The following is a 21,695-nucleotide window of genomic DNA, read 5'->3' as shown; positions in this document are numbered from 1 at the left end:
CTGTCATTCCCTTCTAATCTTGTTTTTTGCGATTATGAGCGAGAATAAATATTGGTTCTAGCTCGTTATTCTCATATATAAATGATAAAGCGGTAATCGGTACTCGTCCACTTGCAAAAAAACTCATCGTTAATTGCGCTAACACATCATAGCCAGTTTCATTTTGAATATCAGCAATGATTAGTACATCTTGATGGGGAACAGCTACGACCATATCCCCTGTAATCTTCTTTTGAAATTGCTGTAAAAGCGATTCATTTAATATTCGACTCGCGTCATATCCATCATTGGAACGAATAAAGTAAAAATCATTTCCCGCAACATGGTCTTCCTTAATAACCGTTTCTAATGAACGTAAATTAAATAAAGCCATTTCTTTCAAATGTTGGGGAGACCACTGTTCCTTTTCTAATAAGTGCTTGTCAATCAAACGATACGTCTTTCCTAGGTCAAGAGCATAGAAAATTCGCGTTTCCGCAGTATGTTCATCATAAATGAGCGGTATACCATCACTCGTTTCAATCGGGAAAGATGTTGAGCGAATAACAGGAAAAATACGCTTTTCTTTTCCTGAAAGCTCATGGTTTTCTTTCATTGCATAAAGGGATTCTTTAATATAATAAACAAATTCTTCAAGCGCTTTTTCCTTTTTTTCTTCACATTTTGCAATCAAATTAGGAATCGAAATAGTCACACCTTTTTCTACATTTGGATCTTCGATTCGCAATGTATCTTTTTTTCGATCATAATGATACGTAAACGGCTCATTTCTTAATTTCTCTTTCATTAATTCAACCATTTTTTTTGAATTCATTTTCATTTCTTTATAGTCAAGTCCTCCCACCTTTTTAAAGATCTTTCTTACAATTGTTAATAAATTGCTGAACTTCCTCTTTCGTTTTTCGATCTTTACTTACAAAACGGCCAATTTCATTTCCTTTATGATAGGCAATGAAGCTTGGAATACCGAAAACATTTAACTCGCTGCATAAATCAATGAATTCGTCACGATCGACATAATAAAAGGTAAAGTCACTATTTTCCTTTTCTAAGTCTGGAAGGGCTGGTTCAATCGCCCGACAATCAGGGCACCAATCAGCAGAAAACATAAATATGACTTTATCTTGCTTTTTTAATTTTTCAAATTGATCAATAGATTGTAATGTTTCCATGTTTAATCACTCTCCAGTATGAATTTTTAAATCACCTAGTTTAATCAATCCCTTTTTCCTCATCCAATTGGATAATATCAAACTAATGACAGCAGGGCCAATAAAATGCAATAAAATTACACTCCATAGTGTGTTCATAGAAAATCCCATTGTGGTAAACGTCATGATTTGCCCAACAAGCCCGCTCGTTCCCATTCCGGCACCAGCAGCATTGTTAGTCATATCAAATAGTATTGTCCCAATTGGCGCTAATATGGCCCCAGCTACAGTTGGTGGAATTAATACACGCGGGTTTTTGACAATATTCGGCACTTGCAGCATCGATGTACCTAATCCTTGCGCAAACAGTCCGCCAATTCCATTCTCTTTATAGCTTATAACAGCAAATCCAATCATTTGGGCACTACAGCCGATTGTTGCAGCTCCAGCAGCGAGGCCATGAAGATCAAGCATTAAGGCAATTGCCGCACTAGAAATGGGTGCGGTTAAAGCAAGACCCATTAAAACCGCCACTAACATCCCCATGATCAGCGGCCGCTGTTCTGTTGCCCACATCACAAGCTCTCCAAAACCTTTCATGAAGCTATCTATGTACGGACCAATAAAGGTGGCAACAACATAGCCTGTGCAAATCGTGACAAATGGTGTTAAGATGATATCCACTTTTGTTTCTTTACTTATTAGCTTCCCAACTTCAGTCGCTAATAAAGAGGCCGCATAACTACCTGCTGGACCACCTAATGTTGCACCAGCAGCACCACAAATGATACTAGAAAATAATACTAATGGAGGTGCCTGAAGACCATAAGCAATGGCTCCACCAATTGCCGGTCCCATTAGCCCCATCGCTAACGTTCCAATATCAACGAAAGGCTCAAATTGCAATTGCTCTCCAATTGTTTTAATGATAAGGCCGATGATCAGAGAAGAAAATAATCCGAGAGCCATATAGCTTAATGCATCAATTAAATATACTTTTATCGATAAAGATACCCCTTTTTTTTGTAAAAAGCTTTTCATACAAACACTCCTCTTTAATCAGTTCGAAAGAAAAACCCCCGGCATTTACCGCGGGCAAGCTTAGTATTGGACAGATTGAACAATTTTGATCATTTTTCTTACACTATCGTCAACATCTTGACTATTAGCGTGAGTTGTCATTTTTATTCCGCCTATTCCTGTAATCACTTCATATACTTTTTCATTCAGTTTAATAATAATTGTATATTTAAACTCATCATCGGTCTCCATCGTTTCATTCACAAGTATATCTGTTGCCGTATCGATCCCCTTTTGATATAAAAGCTTACTATTTCTTTTTTCATTTTTATTGACGAATAAAATATATTGCTGCTCCCCTTCTGACAAAATCAGATTGCTGCCTGAAGCCGATTCTATATCAAAAGTGTCAGGCAAATAAAACGAGAACTGATCATTCGTTTCATTTGCCTTAACAGAATCTTCTTGAAAAGCGATCTTGATTGATGCTATAGCCGATTGTTTTACTTCTTCTTTTGATATCGAGCAGCCTACCAATAACGTAAAGGCAAAACTATATATGAAAGCAATTTTAAATAGCCTCACTTGCTGCTTCCTCCTTTTTCCTAGGACTCTAACATTTATAATAACCTTTTCACAAAAATATTGACAAGAGTAATGGGACATCCTCATTTTCGGTTTCTATATGAATCATGTTAAAATAAAAGGAAAATATTGAAGGAGGGATTTTATGGAATTAATTGTTTACCTTGCCGGGGAAATTCATAGCAATTGGAGACAAGAAATAAAGGAAAAAGCGCAAGCACTACAACTCCCTGTCAAATTTGTAGGGCCAATGGAAAATCATGAGCGTTCTGACCACATTGGGGAAGAAATATTAGGTACACAACCGAATGCCATTTTTAAAGATGAAGCTGCTTCTAAAATTAATAATCTCCGGACAACTGTTTTAATGCAAAAAGCAGATCTTGTGATTGCATTATTTGGAGAAAAATACAAGCAATGGAACACTGCTATGGATGCTAGTACAGCTGTTGCGTTGAATAAACCGTTAATATTAATCAGACCAGAAGCTTTGCATCACCCGCTAAAAGAACTGTCGAATAAAGCAAATGTCACAGTTGAAACCGTAAACCAAGCATTAAAAGTCTTATCCTACATATTTGAAGAGGAAAATAAATAATCGGTAAAACAAAAAGGCTGTTAAGTGTCTTGTTGCAGTGTCTGACACTTGACAGCCTCTTAACTGGTCATTTCACTTTCTCTTTATTTTGATATGTCCATTGTCCAACTAATAATTTCATAACATGAACAAACATTTTTTTGCGGTCAACATAGCCATCTGTCAATATGCCAACCGCTCCTTCCTTCTTCCTTATATTGTGTTGATTAGCAAATTCATCCATAATATCGCCTAATTCTTTCCCTTTTTTCAACAGTTGATAAATTTCATCTGGTAAACGGATTCTTGCCCCACCTGCAACAATTGGTTCATGATGTCGGTCCACTAACGCTCCCCAATTGCAGAGAAAACAACCCATATCCGTCTCCATTACTCCACCTTCTAGTCCAATTCCGATATCAGCATTTTCTTTCAGCAAGGCATTTTGGGCACGATTGATCGCTCCGATCATGGTTTCTTTATCAGAAAATGGTTGAGATGACACTTCTGAAGGTACATCAGTTGAAATGAACTCTATATTTGTAAAGCTCATAAAAGCTTCCATAACCGCATTAACTTTAGCAGGATTTTTTGTTCCGATTGCCACTTTCATTTTTTTCCTCCAACATTTCGTTCTTATGCATTTTGCTTAATTGATAAAACAGTGGAATGATCACACGCTTTTACTAGCTTCACTAACAGCTCTTTTGCAGCTAAATAATCATCAACATGAATGATGGAAGCATGTGTATGAATATAACGGGAGCAAATACCGATGACAGCGGAAGGAACACCTTCATTGGATATATGTACTCTTCCAGCATCTGTTCCACCTTGTGAAACAAAATATTGATAAGGGATATTGTTAGATTCGGCCATATCTAATACAAATTCTCTCATGCCGCGATGTGTAACCATGGAGCGATCATAAATGCGTAAAAGCGCTCCTTTCCCTAGCTGGCCAAATTCTTTTTTGTCACCGCTCATATCATTAGCAGGACTAGCATCTAACGCAAAAAAGATATCAGGCTTAATCATATTTGCAGCTGTTTGTGCACCTCGCAGCCCGACTTCTTCTTGCACCGTGGCACCAGAATAAAGCGTATTTGGCAACGCTTCTTCTTTTAATTCTTTTAACAGTTCTATTGCCAGTCCGCAGCCGTAGCGATTATCCCAAGCTTTAGCTAATATTTTTTTTGAGTTGGCCATCGGTGTAAATGGACAAATCGGCACAATCTGCTGTCCTGTTTTAATCCCTATTGTTTCTGCGTCTTCCTTATTGTCTGCACCGATATCAATAAGCATATTTTTCACTTCCATCGGCCGTTTCCGCTTTTCTTCTTCTAGCAAATGCGGAGGAATCGAACCGATTACACCTATAACTGGACCATGTTCGGTAATAATTTGTACACGCTGCGCCAACAGTACTTGATTCCACCATCCTCCTAAAGGCTGAAAGCGAATCATACCGTTCTCTGTAATCGATGTCACCATAAATCCTACTTCATCCATATGACCAGCTACCATAACGACAGGTCCATCTTCATGACCACGTTTTACCCCAAAAATACTTCCAAGTTTATCTTGAACGATATCATCTGCATATTTTTGAAGTTCTTTGCGCATAAACTTTCGAACAGCATGCTCATGTCCAGGAGCACCGGGTAATTCTGTTAAATTCCGAAATAATTCTAAAGTCTCAACATTCATTTGTTCTACTCCTTTTCCCGTCTTGAATATGAAATACTTTAGACACTTGCTTTCATTTTACAGAAAGTTTTTCATCCTTTCCAGTTTGTAGGCAATCAGAATAATAATAGAACTATATAAGTTGCAATAAAGAATTTCCGATTTTTTGTTTCTATTTGAAACTTTAACGTTTTCGTCTTTTATGGAGTAATCGGTATTTTTCGACTTTCGAAAAAATAGGGAGTCTGTTTTTTCGTCAGCCATAAGTTCAATCTCCCAGTTGTATATATATATTTGCTTCTCCATTCAAGCGAATACGATGCAATGCGGCCAGTAATCGGCTGAGTGTAGAAAATATTTCAACTTATATCGTTAGAGAAAATTTAAAAATTTTCCGCTAATCAGTTATACTTATAATATCGAAATGTTTATGGAGGGAAAAAAATGAAATGGAAACATTTTATTATTGGCGCTAGTGTTGGCGTTTTAGTCGGATACGTCCTAAAAGAGCGATGGGATAAAGAATTCATTTCCCCTGACAAAGCTTTAAAAAATGCTAAAAAAGCCTTTCAGGAAAAAGGGCCGATTGATGGATCATGGATTTATACGATTCCACAAGATTATGAAATGAATGGCTTAACTTATAAAGTTTACAAAGTTGGAATAACTCGTAAGAATGAAGATGAAACGAAGCAATTTGAAGTGATCGTCGATGCTAAAACAGGAACCATTTTACATATCGATTCATTATCCTTTGAATCTTAATGCATATGTTTCAAAACCACAATAACCGATAAAGGCTTTTCTGAAAAAACATCAAACACTTTAAAAACAACACCTTTATAAACCGGAGGAGATGAAGGGACTATGTGTTTATTACATCAAGGTGTCACGTTTTTAAATTTTGATGAGACTTATTTTTTTCAGCAAAAGCTCTATTCTTTTCCACATGAAAATATTGATTTCTTAGGTTTATCACACGTTCATTTATACTGTGCAGACGAATCATTGAAATTGATCGAAAAGAAGCTTTCAAATAGAAAACAGCGAGGGATTACCTTTATTGGCAGTGGCAACTATCATTATGTAACCTATTTACTGTTGAAAGAGATCAAAAAACCGTTCACACTCATTCTTTTTGATAATCACCTAGACATGGATGTAAAGATGGATCATCATGATTCCATGATCTCTTGCGGAACATGGGTATCCTTCGCTTTACAAAACATCCCGTATTTAAAACATGTACTCATCGTCGGACCTACATCAAAAGCATACAACTTCCAGCATCAAAAAGTCACCATTTTTTCTTTTCACAAAGAACAAAACTACTCTCCGAAGTTTATTTTATCCAACATCAAAACAGACAATATATATATTAGCATCGACAAAGATGTATTACATAAAGAGGAAGCGGCAACCAACTGGGATCAAGGGAAGATGAAATTAAAAACACTCCTTTCCTTTCTTGAACAAATTTTAGTGCAAAAACGTGTTATCGGAATTGATATTTGCGGTGAATCGCCACTATCCCATGGAAGATTTTTTGCTGCTTCGATAAGAAAAAACGAAACGGCCAATTTAAAAGTATTACAAACATGTATACGTTTACAAGAACGGAGCCTATCGTGATCAAAAGCAACCAAATGTTCCTTAAGTTATTTTCATTAATCTTCTCATTATTTAAAATAATAAGAGAATAAGAAAGGAGTGGAGTTTATTCATGACGGTACAAAAAGACTATATGAAAGAATTTCAATCAATTCCAACGACAGCTATTTCTGATGCCATGGATGGCTTAAATAACTTAGATCCTTCTATTAAGCCATTACAAGAGCATTATAAAATAGTTGGAAAAGCTCTTACAGTAAAAATGCCTGTCGGCGATAATCTGGCCGTATTAAAAGCCATTTATGAATCCAAGCCTAGCGATGTCATTGTCATTGATGCAAAAGGCGATACATATCGGGCTGTTGCAGGAGACTTTGTTTTAGGAATGGCGCAAACGCTTGGAGTTAGCGGCTTTGTTATTGATGGAGTAATTCGTGACGTTCAAGATAGTAAAGCATTAAATTTTCCTGTGTTTTGTAAAGGAACGACGATGGCGGCAAGCGGAAAAGCTGGAGTTGGAGAAATTAACGTTCCCATTTCCTGCGGCGGTGTTAGTGTTCAACCAGGTGATTTAATCGTAGCAGATGCTGATGGCGTTACAGTCATTCCACAAGGCATGGAAGATGAAATATTGAAAAAATCACTGCAAAAAATAGAAAAAGATGAAAAAAGAGCCCAAGAGGTTTCTGGAGATGTCGAAGCCATTCGCAAGTATTTAGAAAGTATGATTTCAAAAGCTTAATGGTCATTTGATATGATTTCATCTTAGTATATAGTCAAGTCAGCTACAGGGAAGCCGTCAAGAACTTTTCTTGACGGCTTCTTTCCCAAGCTATCATTCACCATCATGATTAATGAGGGAAGAACGATGCCACTTGTTTCAAATCACTTGTACATCTTTACTTACTTCGTTTTCCTCATGACAAAATTGATCTAAAAGCATTGAACCTTAAATAGAGCTGACAATAATCGATTGATCACGAACCTTTTTATCTAAATTTCACTTCACAACGATAAATACGCTGACCTTTCTTAGAAAATTTTTCTTCGTATTCAGTCATGATATTGCCTTCAAAATCACTATTGTGTAAATCAAGGCTAACGAAGGTTAGTAATAATCCATATTCTGAAAAACTTTTTAATGAGTATTCAAATAATCCTTGATTATCTGTTTTTAAATGAATTTCACCGCCTTCAACGAGAATGTTCTCAAAAATAGTTAAAAACGATTTGTGGGTAAGACGGCGTTTTTCATGCCGTTTTTTCGGCCAAGGATCTGAAAAGTTCAAATAAACTCGCTCGACTTCACTAGGTGCAAAAATTTCCGTTAAATCTCTTGCATTCACATTTAATAACTTAAGATTTGGCAGCTTTTCTTCTTCTAGCTTTTGTAATGCTGAAACAATAACACTTTGATATAACTCAATCCCTATATAGTTGATGTTAGGGTTTCGCTTTGCCATTTCGACAATAAACTGCCCTTTCCCTGTACCAACTTCAATATGGATAGGATGATGATTTCCAAAAAGTTTATGCCAGTTTCCTTTCTGTTCTTGTGGATTCGGTATCACATATTTAGGATGTTCTGCAATATATTCGCTTGCCCATGGTTTATTCCGTAAACGCATTTTAACACCTCAGGTTCTAGTAATCGTTAATCGATGTAAAAGATAACACGAAGAGTAGAATAGGTGCAAGTACAATATTTTTAAAATCTTAATAAAATCAAGCGAAAAAGGGACAGCCTGTTGACTGACCCTTTTGTATATTAAACGTAAGGCTTGCACAACATAACAATATAATTGTATAGGGGATGATGAGAATGCAACTAAATCATGAACATCAATTGATGCTCTTAAAAGATATTTTATCTGAACAACAAAGCGAGTGTTGTGGGACCATTTCGGAATATGAACAACTGGAAAGGTTAATTCAATCATTATTAGCAAATGATGCCATCCATGATCATTTAAAGCAATCTCTAAAAAACATTTATCAATATAGTCAAAAAGGGAAAAATAGCCGTGATCCGGCTCAACATATTACAGAATATGATCAACATATTACGAATTGGATTGAAGATCTCAACATGTTTTCGTAAGCAAAAAATGCAATTGTTCAAGATGCTCTTTCATTTCCTTTTGCTGATTTTTTGCTTTCAACCAAGCAATGGAAATAATGAATTGTGCTAAAACATACCAATGCATACGATTACGCAAATCATCTGTTAATTTAATTCCATATTTATCCAACCATAACTCCCATTCATCTTCTGGAATATAAGAATACAATAACATGCCTAAATCAATAGCAGGATCTGCGATCATCGCACCATCCCAATCAATTAAATAAAGCTTATTGTCATTTGAAAGCAGCCAATTATTATGGTTAATATCGCAATGACAAACAACCATTTCTTTATTTTGAACATTTGGGAGCTGCTCCTCTAAAAATCGAATAGATTCTAGGATAACAGGAAATATTTTCAATCCTTGATCAATCGTTTTCTTTATATCGTCAAGCAGTTCATCTGGCGTTAGCGGCTGCTTTCCTAACCTTTTCAACATATCTAATAATTCATTCGAATGATGAATTTTATAAAGCAGTTGTGCGACTTGTTTGTCATTCATATCTTTTGGCTTCAACTCTCTTCCATTAAGCCAATGCTGTGCAGTGATGACATCTCCGTTTTCCATTCTTTTTGTCCACACAAGCTTCGGTACAATCCCTTCAGCAGATAATACTGCTAAAAATGGGGAAGAATTTCGTTTTAAAAAAAGCTTTTTTCCCTCTTTTTCTGCGTAAAAAGCATCTCCAGTCGCACCGCCTGCTGGAGAGATTTCCCACTCGCTACCTAGCACAAACTCCAACCAATTTTCCTTCAATTTCAAGCCCACATTTCGTTTTAATTTTTTATGATGACTAACCCTATTTTATATATCGACCATTATATATCCAATATTACGTTTGAAAGAAATAAAAAAGACAGCTATTGGACTAAAAGATGGTGACAATAGCTATCCCTTTTAAATTTTATCGTCAACTAATAATTTTAGTCAAGAAAAAGTGAAATACATCGCATGAGATGGAAGAGTCTTCTTGTTTGCCGCTATGTTTGATACAATACATAAGTTCCAATATCTTGTACTTCCAGCTTTTCTTGAATGATATATAGCGGCTTTTCTGGTGAGCACACTTTTGGTGTACATATTAGCTGCCAATCACCATTTCTGGTTAAGGAAAGTCTCTTGCTACGTTTTTGGTTACAATGAACAATGATAAGATGGCTCCACGGTCCAAATTGTAAAACATTGTTTAATTGATATGCCATGATTCCTTCGTTCGTTTCGAGAAACGTACAATGTTTTTTGACAAGTTCCGCCTTTGCAAAACGAAAAGCGCCGTGGAGTTTGCGAAGATGGATCAATTTCTTCACATAGTCGATTTCTTCGTCAAATTGTTCACGGGAGCTCCAGTCTATTTGATTAATACAATCAGGAAGATTATAACTATTCCCTTCTCCTTTTTTAGTTCGAAAAAATTCTTGACCACTATGCAAAAATGGAATCCCTTGTGATAACAAAACAATAGAAGTTGCAAGGCGCTGTCGTTTTCTTTTTGTGTCCTCATCTTCTTCATCTAAACAAAAGGTCATCTTATCCCAAAAAGTATGGTTATCGTGTGACTCAACATAATTAATCGATTGGACTGGATGCTGAAATAAACCTCTATGCTGGCTGTTAAAAGAAATTGAACCTGTTATCGACTCCACCATTTGCGATTTTTTATGAACATTTCCTAATGAAAATCCCTTTTCTACAAGGTCAAACGTACTTCCCTTAACGGTATCTCGGAAATGATCATTAAAAAAAGCAATATCCATCATTTTCACACTATTGGCTATGATTGCTTTTCGATCGTATGGGAGAGGTGTCGGCATATCCCATCCCTCTCCTAGAATAATCGCATCCTTCTTCCTTGAAGATATCACCTTTCTGACTTCATTCATCGTTTCTATATCTAATAATCCCATTAAGTCAAAGCGGAAACCATCTACGTCATACTCTTCTAACCAAAACCTAATGGAATCGACGATAAATTTCCGAACCATTTTCCGCTCTGAAGCGATATCATTTCCTACTCCTGATCCATTTGAAGGAATCCCATATTGATCATGTCTAAAAAAATATCCTGGAACCAATTTTTCAAAATGGGAGCTTTCACGAATGAAAACATGATTATAGACGACATCCATGATGACTTTGAGGCCATGACGATGAAACGCTTGAATCATTTTTTTTAATTCAATAATTCTTGAATATGGGTCATATGGATTTAGCGCATAACTTCCTTCAGGTGCATTATAATGAAGTGGATTGTAGCCCCAATTATAAGAATGATTTGGTTGTTCTTCGTCCACTCCAGCAAAATCGTTAATAGGTAAAAGCTCTACGTGCGTCACTCCTAGCTCACGTAAATAGGTTAACCCTGTAGTATAACCGTTTTTCGTCTTCGTATCGTTCTCAGCCAAACCTAAATATTTTCCTTTACACTTTATTCCACTGTTTGGATGAATCGTAAAATCGCGGATATGAAGTTCATATATGATCGCATCTGTTGCTTGTGTAAGTGGAGGAACCTTTATTTTTTCAACCTTTGTTTTTGTCAAATCAATGATGACTCCAAATTCTCCATTGACAGATACCGCCTTTGCATATGGGTCAACTAATTCTCGCCAAATTAAATTTACACAAACTAAATAGGTGTAATAAAAATTTTCAAAGCGACCTTCAAGATTGATTGTCCAAACCCCTTTATTTTCTCTCGTTAATGGGTATTCTTTAACCTCAAAATTAGATGGATTTGTTAATCTAATTTTTACTGCTGTTGCAATTGGTGCCCATATTTTGCAAACGATTGAATTCTCATTAAAAGAAACGCCTAAATCATCTCTATCATAGTAAAACAGATCATCGAACTCTTTAGAACGTATCACTGCACCAATTTGAAGATCAGTTTTAACACCCTTTTCATCTTGAATATAATAAGTTTTTCCAAATTCAATTGAGTGACAGAGTTTGCAAACATATTTTTGAAATGGTTCGATCGGGTATGCATCAACTATTTCTAATGTCTCAAGACGATGATTGCGTTCAAGATAAAATGTTTTTTCTTCACCTTGAAAAGCTGATTTTGGTAATAAAATCGTTACGCTATTCATATCATCTAAATATGCTTCATAATCCCGTTTTACTGATAACAAAATCCGCCACCCCCAATACTTGCAAAAACGATCATGACTCAATAATATCGTAAACTTAGTCATGAATATTTTTTATAAGCAAATATTCAACATACTGTCTCACATTATACCCTTTATTACCAATTTTACATGACTTCAAACGTTAACAGTCCTGTTAAATGAAAAGAGAACCAATTTTGCATCGTTACTCAAAAACGTTTACATTTAGAAGTAATATAGCCACTTCTATATTATGAAACAATAAAATCATTTGTTAATGGTTTTCTCATTTAGAAAAAAGGCGGGAAGACAGTTTCCCACCTAAACACGTTTAGAGTTCAAATTCAAAACGTTCGTACGAATTCGTTAAACACATTGATAGAAGTGCTTTTACCACCTTCAGTTGAGTATGTTTAATCGGGGTGGAATGTTGTTTCATTCTCTCAAACCATTGCTGATATTCTCGCTTATCGATTGCTCGAAAGTTAAATGATAATTTCGGTGCATGAATATAGCCCCTTTTATGGATAATAAGTTTTTTAACAGGCATTTCAACTTGAGCTTTTGTTAAAGCTTGTTTGACAATTCCTTCTGTTCGGTTTAAAGGTATAGTCGGTGCAAGTAATCTTTTTTCGCCTTTTTGGCTACGTCGTATCCAAAAGTGTCCTGCACCTTCATGCACCACTTCATCTTCTTCACCATCTAAAATTGTCATGCAAAAAATTACAGTCGGACAAATTAAAATAATTTCACTTTCTACTGGAGCATTTTTAATAAAAAAAACAGGATAATACATAAGAAAATATTGGTCTGGAAACCGTAAAGCAAAATTTTTTAAATAAAGATCCTTATAATATTTTTCTTTAACATGCGATTGAGATCGAACTGTCGAACTAGCCCATATGATTTGATGATAAAAAATATGCTCTAAAAACTGTTGTTTTCGCTCATCGAGTGATTCATCAGCTACTTCGTTTTTGATTGTATCCCATTGTATTTTTTTGTAACGGATAAATTGATTAGAATAGCGATATGGATCAATCTCATATCGGGAAATATAATCCTCAATTTTAATAACCTGAGCCAATATTGTCCCTCCCCTGTTTTAAATAAAGGCTCTTTTCTAAAAGATTGTTGCTTTACTATAGCTTTTCGACTTTCATAGGCAAGCGATACGCTTGCTATGTCACTTGCAAGCGTGACGTGAACCGAACAAAAAGGTGATGGTCGGACAACTGTGATTTGTCCGACCACGTGCTTTGTTCAGTTCATGGACAGTCGGAAAGCAACAAAGCTTACGAAAACAGCCTAAATAAATAACTGAATGACGAATGGACTTAGTATGGAAGCAAACACAGCACTTAACGTCATGGATATTGAGCTAATGGCCCCCTGTAATCGACCAAATTCATAAGCTTTTGCCATGCCAATTCCGTGCGATGCTGCTCCAAAACCAATTCCGACAGCAATCGGGTGATGAATGTTAAAAAATTTTAAAATATATGGTCCAAACATCGCTCCGCTAATTCCAGCAACCATGACATAAACGGCAGCTAGTGCGGGTATTCCGCCGATTATGGTCGCAATATCCATTGCTACAGGTGAGGTGACGGACTTTGGTGCTAATGAAAGAAGGAGATTTTCATCCACGTCTAATAATAATGATAAATAAATGCCTGAAAGTAGTCCGATCACTGTACCAGCGAAAACACTTGCAACAATTGGGAGAAAATGTTCTTTCAATTGTTTTCGATTTTCATATAAAGGATAAGCCAATGCGACAACGGCTGGACCTAAAAGTTCATCAATCCATTTACCACCAAGCATGTAGTCTTCATATGAAATATGAAAAAGAGATAAGAACAAAATGATGACAACCGTAGAAGTCGCAATCGGTACAAGAATAGGAAAATGAAAACGTTGATACACTTTCGTCATCCATAAATAGATTATTGTCGTCAACAATACCATAAATAGTGCAAAAGCAATCTTCATCCACTATACTTCCTTTCTTTAATCTTATTAACATCTTCCTTTCTTTCTGATAACTGTTGACAAATCCATGATGAGGAAATCATCACTAATACTGTACTGATAAGAACGACGATCACTGTAAGAAAACCTTTCGAGGTAAAGAGAAGTAAATATTGCATAATTCCAACCGTGGCTGGAATAAATAAAAGTGGCAAATACTTGACAAGAAATAAACTCCCATCTTTTACCCACTCTTTTTGAAAAAAATTGGCCTGTAGCAAAACAAACAAGATTATCATGCCAATAATACTACCAGGAATCATTAAATGAAATAGATTCTGTAAAAACACACCAAAAAAATAGATCAAATAAAGAAATATTACTTGTATAACAATTTTCATCCATGAATGCATTTTATATCCTCCATCAAAACATTAAAATACGAATTCACGTATTCGTTCATATTTTGGAATTTGATTGACATTCGTTTGAAAAAGTTTTATCGAACCGACTTGAAAATCCATTTTTTTCAAGGAAGAACGGTCCACTTCCTTAATGATAAAAGGATGTTTTCCTTTATATTTTCTGGCAACGGTTATATGCGGTTTAAAAGCCCTGGAATCAAGTGAAAAACCAATTTGTACACAAGCGTTGTAAACACGATTTCTGAGTTCATCTAGTTCTTTACTTTTTTCAATACCTACCCATAAAATGCGCGGTGATTCAGGTCGTCCAAATACTCCGATGTCTGAAATTTGTAAAGAAAATGGACCAACCCCTTTTATCGCATCTGACACATCTCTATATAACCGTTCTAATTGCTTTTCACTTTCAATAGGCCCTAAAAAAGCGAGGGTAATATGATAATCTTCACGGTATACCCATTTGTCGAACGGCCATTTCCTCTTTATTTCACTTGTCCACTGATATATGCTATTGTTAATTTCTTTTGAAAGATCAACAGCTAAAAAATAATGAGGCTTCATACATGACATCTCCTAAAATTAGGTTGTTTTGAAAATATTGTAACAAAGAAGGAACAGATTTGCATATGTTAAAGCTTTTAGTCCAATAAAGCAAAGTAAGGAAATAGGAATAGACAAAAAATTATGATATGATTATGACGAAAGTAAGGGGAAAGGAAGTGTAAAAATGCGAGTAGTTGAAAATATGGCAGACTTAATTGGGCAAACCCCTTTAGTAAAATTAAACCGCGTGGCTCCAGAAAATGGAGCGTCGATATACGTGAAGCTTGAATATTTTAATCCAAGTAGAAGCGTTAAAGACCGTGCTGCTTACAATATGATCATTCAAGCAGAAAAAGAAGGGAAGCTAAAGCCTGGAGCCACAATAATTGAACCGACTAGTGGAAACACTGGAATTGGACTTGCCATGAATGCTGCAGCGAGAGGCTATCGGGCGATTCTTGTTATGCCTGATACAATGACACAAGAAAGAATAAATCTGTTAAAGGCATACGGTGCAGAAGTTGTGTTAACTCCAGGGGATGAAAAAATGCCTGGTGCCATTAAAAAGGCTCATGAATTAGCAGAAAAAATTCCGAACAGCTTCATCCCAATGCAGTTTGAAAATGAATCAAATCCTGATGCACACCGTACGACAACAGCATTAGAAATTATCGAAGCAATGGAGAAAATCGGAAAGCCATTATCAGCATTTATCGCAACAGCGGGAACAGGAGGAACCATTACCGGAACTGGTGAAGAATTAAAGAAACATTATAAACAATTAACTGTTCATGTTGTAGAACCAGCCGGCTCCCCTGTTTTATCAGGAGGAAAGCCCGGCAAACATAAGCTTGTCGGCACAAGCCCAGGCTTTATCCCACCGATTTTAAATACAAACGTTTATGATGAAATTATTCAAGTGAAAGATGAAGATGCCTATGATATTACTCGGCGCCTTGCTTTGGAAGAAGGCATATTAGTTGGACCGTCCTCTGGGGCAGCGTGTTATGCAGCTATTCAAGTCGCAAAACGACTATCTAAAGATGATGTCGTCGTTTGTATGACGGCAGACACTGGAGAACGATATCTTTCTAGTGATTTATTCAGAGGCTGATTTGCTGAATCAGCCTTTCCTATCATTCATTATAGGGATGAGAAGTAATAAACTCATTCCGATAACTGTACATGCTGTAAAAAACATATAAACTCCTACAACTCGAAAAGCCTCTAAAATCATTCCTCCTATAAATGTACAAAACCAATTTCCTAAGCCGTTTCCAATTGCTGAATAAAGTGAAATAGCAGTAGCGCCAACACTTTTAGGCGTAATTTCACGAACATATTGCAAGGAAGCTGGAATAAATAGCCCTATCGAAAAACCTTGCATAAATATTGTGGCATATACCGCCCAAAGCGGCGGTTCAAATACATATAGTCCCCACCTTAAAGCTGATACAAGTGCTGCTAAGCATAATACTTTATGTATACCGAGCTTTTGAATAAAATGGCCTACCGCTTTCATAAAAGGCGCCTCACTTCCGGCTCCTAGCAAAAAAGCTAGTCCAACTCCTGCTAATCCTCCCCCAAGCTCATCAACGAAAATACCAAAATAAATATTATTAGCTAAAATTGGTCCTAGGATGAGAAACGTACATACTAAAAATAAAAAGTATTGTGGTACTTTTTTTAATTTTAATAATCCATCCTTTATACTCACATGCAGGGAGTCGCTCTCTTTCGGAAGCTGAAGAGCCATAAAGGCGGATATGCAAAAAACGATGGCAAAGGAATAAAAAATCATTTTTAAATGAACGGTTTCTGATAACCAACCGACGACGAGCGCCGCTACAGCAAATCCTATTGCTCCCCATAGACGTATCGATCCGTACTCGATATTCGTTCGTTGGACGTAATTCATCGCCACACTATCCGACAACGGAACGACGGCACTTTGTACAATAGCAAGCAAAACTGAAATGAGAATAATAAAGTAATAGTTTTCTAAAAAAGAAAAAATAAGTCCAAAAAATGCTGCGAAAATTAAAGAAGTAGTTAAAATCACAATTGGTTTCCTCGTTGCATCGCTAACCATTCCCCAAATCGGTTGAACGATAATCATGACGATTGGGCTAATGGACATGACGATTCCAATTTGGCTCCCTGTTAACCCTACCACATCTTTTAAATAAACAGAAAGAAGCGGAAACAAAGAACCGAATCCAAAAAAGACAAAAAAATAAAACAAGTAAAAATATATGTTTGTGGCCCGATCGGCTCTGTTGATAAAAACTTCCATATCCTTCCCTTCTTTCTATTTCATTAAGCTCTGAAAAATCGATTCCATAATTAGGAATAAGATCATGATCAATACTATCACAACATTTATTTTTTGAAAAACTTTACTTTGCTAATTCATAGATGGCCTGTGCATAAATAGCCGTTGCTTTTAGCAAATCGTCAATGTAAATATATTCATCCTTTTGATGAACAACGTCTTCTCTGCCTGGGAACAAGGGCCCGAAAGCAACGCCAGCCTTTAAGGCACGTGCATAAGTACCGCCACCGATTGAGATCAGCTTCGCTTCCTCACCGGTTTGTTCTTCATAAACACGTTTTAACGTTTGAATAAGAGGATGTTGTTCATCAACGAAATGAGGTTTTGAATCAGAAAAATGTGTTATAGTTGCTTTTTCCAATTTTTTTAATCGTTGATGTATTTCCTCTCCCATTTGCGTTACGGGATAACGTATATTGATACCAATTTCATTTTCGCCATCTCCTTTGTAACGAATGATTCCGACATTTACTGTTAGGTCACCGCTAATATGGTCATGAAAGGCTATTTGTAAAGCCTGGCCGCGCGTATCATGTTGAAAATGTGTGACTAGCCAATCAACAAAGTATTTTCCCTTTTCATCTAAATCTTGACGCTGTAAAAATTTAGCCAATAGCATACCAGCATTTACACCGTTATTAGGTTCCATTGCATGTGCAGAAATTCCTTCAAGCTCCAAAATAAGATTGTTATTTTGTAACTTTACCACACCATTCACGCCTTCATTTTGTAAAAAGGTTTTAAATGACTTCTCGATGTCCACTTTGTTTTCACCATTCTTCAATATAGCTTTTGCATAATCTGGCACCATATTAAAGCGTCTGCCCGCTTGAAAGCTTGTTAACATCGTTTTTCCATTTCCACTTAAATGATGAAGATGAACGGATAACTTTACATCGATAATCCCTTTTTCTGCGTAAATAATCGGAAAATCCGCATCTGGAGCAAAACCGATCGTTGGCATTTCCTCTTGTTTAAAATAATGATCCACACAACGCCACTCGCTTTCTTCATCCGTTCCTATAATCATCCGTACACGTTTAGACAACGGCAAATTCAGCTCTTTTACGATCTTCATCGCAAAATAAACAGCCATTGTCGGCCCTTTATCATCGAGCGCACCTCGAGCATAAATTTTCCCGTCATGAATTTCTGCTCCAAATGGATCCACCGACCAACCGTCTCCTTCTGGAACGACATCAATGTGACAAAGAATACCGACTAATTCTTTACCTTCTCCCATCTCGATATGTCCAGCATAGCCATCAACATTTTTCGTTCCAAAGCCATCTCGGTTACCTTTTTCTAGCAAATAGTGAAGAGCCTCCTGTATCCCTTTCCCAAATGGTGTTCCGAGGTCTTTCGTTTCCTCATCTAAGACGCTTTTTATCCGAAGAAAACTTTGTGTTTCCTGAATAATTTCTTCTTTTCGTTTGAACACTTCTTCTAACCAATTCATCTTTACTTTCCTTTCTACGTTCGAAGTAAAATTTTTTATATTCATCAAACTATCATAGCATGAATGTTCATCTTTATACATTTTTCTCTTGCATATATTTATAAAAACGAATATTATAATAAATGTCTTGAAAAAATGTTCGTATTTACAGGAGGTTTCCGATGTTTAACTTAAAAGAGAATGGGACAAATGTGAAAACAGAAATTATTGCGGGCTTAACAACTTTTTTAACAATGGTGTATATCGTAGTTGTGAACCCAATTATTCTTTCGGATGCCGGCGTACCATTCGATCAAGTATTTACTGCGACTATTATTGCCACTGTCATTGGAACTCTTTGGATGGCCCTTTCGGCTAATTATCCAATTGCTATTGCACCAGGGATGGGCTTAAACGCCTATTTTGCCTACACCGTAGTTGGAGCTCATGAGAATATTTCCTATCAAGTAGCATTTTCTGCTGTTTTCATTGCTGGTATCATTTTCATCATTCTTTCATTAACACCTTTTCGAAAGCAATTAATCGAATCGATTCCGAATAGTTTAAAAAATGGGATAACAGCTGGTATTGGACTCTTTATTGCTTTTATTGGCTTAAGAATGACGGGAATTATTGCTGATCATCCAACAAATTTAGTTACTCTTGGCGATTTGCATTCACCATCTGTTTTACTAGCACTTGCTGGTTTAGCCATAACGCTTATCCTGATGAGCCGAAACATTCATGGTGCTCTATTTATTGGAATGATCGCGACAGGCTTCATCGCTTTCTTTACTGGCCAGCTTTCATTTCAAAACGGTTTTACATCTTTACCGAAGCTTCCAGAAGGAATCATTGTCGCAAATCCGGTGACAGCTCTAGGTGATGTTATACAATATAGTTTATATACGGTTGTCTTTTCTTTCCTAATTGTTACGATCTTTGATACGACTGGTACGATGATTGGTGTAGCTAAACAAGCAGGATTAATGAAGGACAATGAAATGCCTCGCGCCCGAAAAGCACTTCTTTCTGATTCGATTGCGGCAACGATCGGAGCCATGTTTGGAACTTCGCCAACAAGCGCATATATCGAATCATCTTCAGGAGTTGCTGCAGGTGGGCGGACAGGCTTAACGTCTCTCGTTGTAGCCATTTTATTCTGCTTTACCGCCTTTTTTAGTCCAACCATCGCCGCCGTTTCAAGTGTATCAGCGATTACCGCTCCAGCGCTTATTATCGTTGGAAGTTTAATGATGGGAGCGATTGCCGAAATTAATTGGAAAGAGATTGACGAAGCTTTCCCAGCCTTTTTAGTCATTTTAAGCATGCCGCTTACCTCAAGTATTGCAACAGGAATTGCTTTAGGGTTTATTTCCTACCCTTTAATGAAAATTGTTAAAGGAAAAGCTAAACAAGTTCATCCGTTCCTATATATTTTCGCAGCTTTATTCTTCTACCAGCTTTTCTTCCTTGGCGCTCATTAAGTTTAATCATGAACAAGAGCGCCGAGCGTTGTTCCATTTTATTACTTTAACCAAAAGGCTCTTTTCTAAAAGATTGTTGCTTTACAACCATAGCTTTTCGACTGTCCAAGCAAGCGACACGCTTGCTATGTCACACATTAATGTGACGTGAACCGAACAAAAGGTGATGGTCGGACAAATATCATTTGTCCGACCACGTGCTTTGTTCGGTTCATGGACAGTCGAAAAGCAACAAATTTTACGAAAATAGCCAACCAAAAAAGCGTTGGGCAATCAGCTGTCCAACGCTTTTTATACTAAAAAGGGAGAGTATTAAAATAATCATAAATTTCAAATTTTTTCATATAGGTTAATGAAAAAACAAATAATTAACATTTTTTTATTAAAATTATGTAAAATTACCTCGATCACTAGAATGTCATACCTAATATCGTGTAAAATAGAATTGTAGCGTATGAACAACTTAATACAGAAAACATGACATCTTAAGATTTTAAAACAGCTCGGTTGTAAAAGGCTAAAGGGATTCATAAAACGATAAGGAGTGGTTTTTTGAAACCTTCAACAAACCGTATGCTAACTCGTATCAAATCTGTCTACATGTTCATTCAGGAAAAAGGAACGGTTACAACACAAGAACTTGTTGATGAATTTGGAATTACACCAAGAACTGTACAACGAGACTTAAACGTGTTAGCATATAACGATTTGGTGCATAGCCCATCAAGAGGTAAATGGACGACTACAAAGAAGAAAGTAAAGATGTCATCTTAATTTATGATTAACAAACAAAAATAAGAACCTTTATATATATGTAGAACCTTACAATAGGTTCTTTTTTTCTGCCACTCCTTACCGAATAATTACTATATACCTTCGTCACTTATAAATCAATAGGTTTTGCATTTTTTAATTGTTGAATTTCTTCCTCCGTCAATTCACGGTACTCTCCAGTCAATAAATCCTCATCTAGTTGCAACGCCCCCATTTCGACTCGCTTCAAATATGACACTTTTTTCCCAACTGCTTCAAACATTCTTTTTACTTGATGAAATTTTCCTTCTGTAATCGTTAAGTAAATGGTTGACTTTGGACCGGACTCCATAATTTCTAGTTTACCTGGCTTTGTTTGATATCCATCATCCAAGAGGACTCCTTTTTGAAAGGTATGAATATCCTCTTCTGTTACTTCTCCTAAAATGGTAGCAAAATATTTTTTAGGTATATGCTTTTTGGGAGATGTGAGCTGATGTGCTAGTTGTCCATCATTCGTTAATAGCAACAATCCTTCTGTATCTTTATCAAGACGTCCGACTGGGAATGGCTTATAGATGAGATCTTCATATTCTAATAAATCTAAAACCGTTTTTTGGACTGCATCTTCTGTAGCCGATAAATACCCTCTAGGCTTATTCATCATGAAATAAACGTGTTCTTTATATACAATTGGCTCACCATTAACCGTTATATCTTGAACATTTGGATCGACATGCTCCTTTCTGTCAGTCATTACATTTCCGTCTACTTTCACAACACCAGCTTTTAATAGCTTTTTCACTTCTTTCCGGCTACCGAAACCCATATTCGCCAGCAATTTATCAATACGCAAATGGTTCAC

General features: G+C 36.4%; 24 protein-coding genes. 8 read left to right on the top strand and 16 right to left on the bottom strand.

All coding sequences use genetic code 11. The features are described 5' to 3' along the window. Positions 1-13: 13 nt before the first annotated feature. From J2S06_RS00485 to J2S06_RS00470, 4 genes are read right to left on the bottom strand one after another with little or no spacing between them, the layout of a single operon-like run. On the bottom strand, positions 14-814 hold the full coding sequence (locus J2S06_RS00485; protein WP_419150956.1) for a DUF1444 domain-containing protein: 801 nt from the start codon (positions 812-814) through the stop codon (positions 14-16). Between the two features lie 34 nt (positions 815-848). After that, entirely contained in the window at positions 849-1,172 is a 324-nt protein-coding gene (locus J2S06_RS00480) for a thioredoxin family protein (RefSeq protein WP_419150955.1), read from the bottom strand. 6 nt (positions 1,173-1,178) lie between these two features. Then, positions 1,179-2,192, bottom strand: coding sequence for a PTS transporter subunit IIC (locus J2S06_RS00475; protein WP_419150954.1), 1,014 nt, complete (start codon positions 2,190-2,192; stop codon positions 1,179-1,181). Positions 2,193-2,252: 60 nt separating this feature from the next. Then, complete coding sequence (locus J2S06_RS00470; RefSeq protein WP_419150953.1) at positions 2,253-2,756, bottom strand: hypothetical protein; 504 nt, start codon at positions 2,754-2,756, stop codon at positions 2,253-2,255. A 145-nt stretch (positions 2,757-2,901) separates the two neighbouring features. On the opposite strand from J2S06_RS00470, the gene J2S06_RS00465 reads away from it, so the two are divergent. After that, complete coding sequence (locus J2S06_RS00465) at positions 2,902-3,354, top strand: YtoQ family protein (RefSeq protein ID WP_419150952.1); 453 nt, start codon at positions 2,902-2,904, stop codon at positions 3,352-3,354. A gap of 67 nt (positions 3,355-3,421) precedes the next feature. On the opposite strand, the gene J2S06_RS00460 is transcribed toward J2S06_RS00465, so the two are convergent. Together J2S06_RS00460 and J2S06_RS00455 are read right to left on the bottom strand one after the other, a co-directional pair. Next, positions 3,422-3,946: a DUF84 family protein gene (locus J2S06_RS00460; RefSeq protein WP_419150951.1), complete on the bottom strand. Its 525-nt coding sequence runs from the start codon at positions 3,944-3,946 to the stop codon at positions 3,422-3,424. A 23-nt stretch (positions 3,947-3,969) separates the two neighbouring features. Then, positions 3,970-5,043 carry a M42 family metallopeptidase gene (locus J2S06_RS00455; RefSeq protein WP_419150950.1) on the bottom strand — a complete coding sequence of 358 codons (1,074 nt, stop codon included), beginning with the start codon at positions 5,041-5,043 and terminating at the stop codon, positions 3,970-3,972. Positions 5,044-5,466: 423 nt separating this feature from the next. Here J2S06_RS00455 and J2S06_RS00450 point away from each other — a divergent pair, with 423 nt between their 5' ends. From J2S06_RS00450 to J2S06_RS00440, 3 genes are all read left to right on the top strand, one after another. Then, positions 5,467-5,787 (top strand): PepSY domain-containing protein, encoded by a 321-nt coding sequence (locus J2S06_RS00450; RefSeq protein WP_419150949.1) that lies wholly within the window; start codon positions 5,467-5,469, stop codon positions 5,785-5,787. A 102-nt stretch (positions 5,788-5,889) separates the two neighbouring features. Next, positions 5,890-6,654 carry an arginase family protein gene (locus tag J2S06_RS00445; protein ID WP_419150948.1) on the top strand — a complete coding sequence of 255 codons (765 nt, stop codon included), beginning with the start codon at positions 5,890-5,892 and terminating at the stop codon, positions 6,652-6,654. A 91-nt stretch (positions 6,655-6,745) separates the two neighbouring features. Beyond that, positions 6,746-7,375, top strand: a complete 630-nt coding sequence (locus tag J2S06_RS00440; RefSeq protein ID WP_419150947.1) for an RraA family protein — start codon at positions 6,746-6,748, stop codon at positions 7,373-7,375. Positions 7,376-7,622: 247 nt separating this feature from the next. Here J2S06_RS00440 and trmB read toward each other — a convergent pair whose 3' ends face one another. Then, positions 7,623-8,261: a tRNA (guanosine(46)-N7)-methyltransferase TrmB gene (trmB, locus tag J2S06_RS00435; RefSeq protein ID WP_419150946.1), complete on the bottom strand. Its 639-nt coding sequence runs from the start codon at positions 8,259-8,261 to the stop codon at positions 7,623-7,625. A gap of 194 nt (positions 8,262-8,455) precedes the next feature. On the opposite strand from trmB, the gene J2S06_RS00430 reads away from it, so the two are divergent. Beyond that, a complete protein-coding gene (locus tag J2S06_RS00430; RefSeq protein ID WP_419150945.1) occupies positions 8,456-8,734 on the top strand; it encodes a YtzH-like family protein in 279 nt (92 codons plus the stop codon). Here the strand turns inward: J2S06_RS00430 and J2S06_RS00425 are convergent. The 6 genes from J2S06_RS00425 to thpR form a co-directional block, all read right to left on the bottom strand. Next, a complete protein-coding gene (locus J2S06_RS00425) occupies positions 8,718-9,524 on the bottom strand; it encodes a phosphotransferase family protein (RefSeq protein ID WP_419150944.1) in 807 nt (268 codons plus the stop codon). The two genes, J2S06_RS00430 and J2S06_RS00425, sit on opposite strands and share 17 nt — an antisense overlap. 218 nt (positions 9,525-9,742) lie before the next feature. Then, on the bottom strand, positions 9,743-11,896 hold the full coding sequence (gene pulA / locus J2S06_RS00420) for a type I pullulanase (protein ID WP_419150943.1): 2,154 nt from the start codon (positions 11,894-11,896) through the stop codon (positions 9,743-9,745). A 310-nt stretch (positions 11,897-12,206) separates the two neighbouring features. After that, positions 12,207-12,962, bottom strand: coding sequence for an NERD domain-containing protein (locus J2S06_RS00415; RefSeq protein ID WP_419150942.1), 756 nt, complete (start codon positions 12,960-12,962; stop codon positions 12,207-12,209). A gap of 221 nt (positions 12,963-13,183) precedes the next feature. Beyond that, positions 13,184-13,870: an LrgB family protein gene (locus J2S06_RS00410; RefSeq protein WP_419150941.1), complete on the bottom strand. Its 687-nt coding sequence runs from the start codon at positions 13,868-13,870 to the stop codon at positions 13,184-13,186. Further along, positions 13,867-14,262, bottom strand: a complete 396-nt coding sequence (locus tag J2S06_RS00405; RefSeq protein ID WP_419150940.1) for a CidA/LrgA family protein — start codon at positions 14,260-14,262, stop codon at positions 13,867-13,869. Before J2S06_RS00405 ends, J2S06_RS00410 begins: the two co-directional genes overlap by 4 nt. 21 nt (positions 14,263-14,283) lie before the next feature. Next, a complete protein-coding gene (thpR, locus tag J2S06_RS00400; protein WP_419150939.1) occupies positions 14,284-14,835 on the bottom strand; it encodes an RNA 2',3'-cyclic phosphodiesterase in 552 nt (183 codons plus the stop codon). A gap of 166 nt (positions 14,836-15,001) precedes the next feature. On the opposite strand from thpR, the gene cysK reads away from it, so the two are divergent. Continuing rightward, the gene (gene cysK, locus J2S06_RS00395; protein ID WP_419150938.1) at positions 15,002-15,931 is read left to right on the top strand and encodes a cysteine synthase A; all 930 of its coding nucleotides are present in this window, start codon (positions 15,002-15,004) and stop codon (positions 15,929-15,931) included. Between the two features lie 9 nt (positions 15,932-15,940). Here the strand turns inward: cysK and J2S06_RS00390 are convergent, their stop codons facing one another. Then, positions 15,941-17,113 carry an MFS transporter gene (locus J2S06_RS00390; RefSeq protein ID WP_419150937.1) on the bottom strand — a complete coding sequence of 391 codons (1,173 nt, stop codon included), beginning with the start codon at positions 17,111-17,113 and terminating at the stop codon, positions 15,941-15,943. A 103-nt stretch (positions 17,114-17,216) separates the two neighbouring features. Continuing rightward, positions 17,217-18,611, bottom strand: a complete 1,395-nt coding sequence (pepV, locus tag J2S06_RS00385) for a dipeptidase PepV (RefSeq protein ID WP_419150936.1) — start codon at positions 18,609-18,611, stop codon at positions 17,217-17,219. A 161-nt stretch (positions 18,612-18,772) separates the two neighbouring features. Between pepV and J2S06_RS00380 the strand changes: the two genes are divergently transcribed. Both J2S06_RS00380 and J2S06_RS00375 read left to right on the top strand, forming a co-directional pair. Next, a complete protein-coding gene (locus J2S06_RS00380; protein WP_419150935.1) occupies positions 18,773-20,077 on the top strand; it encodes an NCS2 family permease in 1,305 nt (434 codons plus the stop codon). A gap of 552 nt (positions 20,078-20,629) precedes the next feature. Beyond that, positions 20,630-20,851 carry a DeoR family transcriptional regulator gene (locus J2S06_RS00375; protein WP_044893348.1) on the top strand — a complete coding sequence of 74 codons (222 nt, stop codon included), beginning with the start codon at positions 20,630-20,632 and terminating at the stop codon, positions 20,849-20,851. Positions 20,852-20,960: 109 nt separating this feature from the next. Here J2S06_RS00375 and J2S06_RS00370 read toward each other — a convergent pair whose 3' ends face one another. Further along, entirely contained in the window at positions 20,961-21,686 is a 726-nt protein-coding gene (locus J2S06_RS00370) for a pseudouridine synthase (RefSeq protein ID WP_419150934.1), read from the bottom strand. Positions 21,687-21,695 lie beyond the last annotated feature (9 nt).

Source organism: Bacillus alveayuensis (assembly GCA_030812955.1).
In the GTDB taxonomy this organism is placed as follows: Bacteria; Bacillota; Bacilli; order Bacillales; family Aeribacillaceae; genus Bacillus_CB; species Bacillus_CB alveayuensis.
This window is presented reverse-complemented; position numbering and strand designations above follow the sequence as displayed.

Excerpts from the sequence above, each read along its gene's own strand:
- J2S06_RS00485 (WP_419150956.1), bottom strand. The coding sequence starts at position 814 with ATGAATTCAAAAAAAATGGTTGAATTAATGAAAGAGAAATTAAGAAAT.
- J2S06_RS00480 (WP_419150955.1), bottom strand. The coding sequence starts at position 1,172 with ATGGAAACATTACAATCTATTGATCAATTTGAAAAATTAAAAAAGCAA.
- J2S06_RS00475 (WP_419150954.1), bottom strand. The coding sequence starts at position 2,192 with ATGAAAAGCTTTTTACAAAAAAAAGGGGTATCTTTATCGATAAAAGTA.
- J2S06_RS00465 (WP_419150952.1), top strand. The coding sequence starts at position 2,902 with ATGGAATTAATTGTTTACCTTGCCGGGGAAATTCATAGCAATTGGAGA.
- J2S06_RS00460 (WP_419150951.1), bottom strand. The coding sequence starts at position 3,946 with ATGAAAGTGGCAATCGGAACAAAAAATCCTGCTAAAGTTAATGCGGTT.
- J2S06_RS00455 (WP_419150950.1), bottom strand. The coding sequence starts at position 5,043 with ATGAATGTTGAGACTTTAGAATTATTTCGGAATTTAACAGAATTACCC.
- J2S06_RS00450 (WP_419150949.1), top strand. The coding sequence starts at position 5,467 with ATGAAATGGAAACATTTTATTATTGGCGCTAGTGTTGGCGTTTTAGTC.
- J2S06_RS00445 (WP_419150948.1), top strand. The coding sequence starts at position 5,890 with ATGTGTTTATTACATCAAGGTGTCACGTTTTTAAATTTTGATGAGACT.
- J2S06_RS00440 (WP_419150947.1), top strand. The coding sequence starts at position 6,746 with ATGACGGTACAAAAAGACTATATGAAAGAATTTCAATCAATTCCAACG.
- trmB (WP_419150946.1), bottom strand. The coding sequence starts at position 8,261 with ATGCGTTTACGGAATAAACCATGGGCAAGCGAATATATTGCAGAACAT.
- J2S06_RS00430 (WP_419150945.1), top strand. The coding sequence starts at position 8,456 with ATGCAACTAAATCATGAACATCAATTGATGCTCTTAAAAGATATTTTA.
- J2S06_RS00410 (WP_419150941.1), bottom strand. The coding sequence starts at position 13,870 with ATGAAGATTGCTTTTGCACTATTTATGGTATTGTTGACGACAATAATC.
- J2S06_RS00405 (WP_419150940.1), bottom strand. The coding sequence starts at position 14,262 with ATGCATTCATGGATGAAAATTGTTATACAAGTAATATTTCTTTATTTG.
- thpR (WP_419150939.1), bottom strand. The coding sequence starts at position 14,835 with ATGAAGCCTCATTATTTTTTAGCTGTTGATCTTTCAAAAGAAATTAAC.
- cysK (WP_419150938.1), top strand. The coding sequence starts at position 15,002 with ATGCGAGTAGTTGAAAATATGGCAGACTTAATTGGGCAAACCCCTTTA.
- J2S06_RS00390 (WP_419150937.1), bottom strand. The coding sequence starts at position 17,113 with ATGGAAGTTTTTATCAACAGAGCCGATCGGGCCACAAACATATATTTT.
- pepV (WP_419150936.1), bottom strand. The coding sequence starts at position 18,611 with ATGAATTGGTTAGAAGAAGTGTTCAAACGAAAAGAAGAAATTATTCAG.
- J2S06_RS00380 (WP_419150935.1), top strand. The coding sequence starts at position 18,773 with ATGTTTAACTTAAAAGAGAATGGGACAAATGTGAAAACAGAAATTATT.